At 72.1% G+C, this 276-nt stretch carries 1 protein-coding gene; it reads right to left on the reverse strand.

Features of this window, described 5'->3' with window-relative positions; all coding sequences use genetic code 11:
• A partial coding sequence (locus SAZ04_RS21970) for a hypothetical protein (RefSeq protein WP_332699688.1) occupies window positions 1–276 on the reverse strand: 276 nt, incomplete at both ends.

Genomic DNA, 276 nt, shown 5'->3' on the forward strand with positions numbered 1-276 from the left:
GTCGGGCTCCTCGGCGAAGCGCGCGGTCATGGTGCTGGTGCGGGTGTGGAACGTGCCCGTGTACGCGCCATGCGCGCTCGGCTTGACGTCCTCGCAGCGCGACAGGCGCGGGACTCCGCCCTGGTCCTCGACCGCGGCGCGAAGGCGCGCATAGGCTCGCGCGCGGTAGTCGGCGACCGGGCTCTCGGCCGCTCCCTGGACGCGCTCTCGATACGCGTTGAGGCGCGCGTCGATGGTTCGCTGCGTCGGATCGAACAGCGTGAGCGAGACGCGATC

Origin of the sequence: Halalkalibacter lacteus, assembly GCF_036663595.1 — a bacterium.
In the GTDB taxonomy this organism is placed as follows: Bacteria; Bacillota; Bacilli; order Bacillales; family Bacillaceae_D; genus Halalkalibacter; species Halalkalibacter lacteus.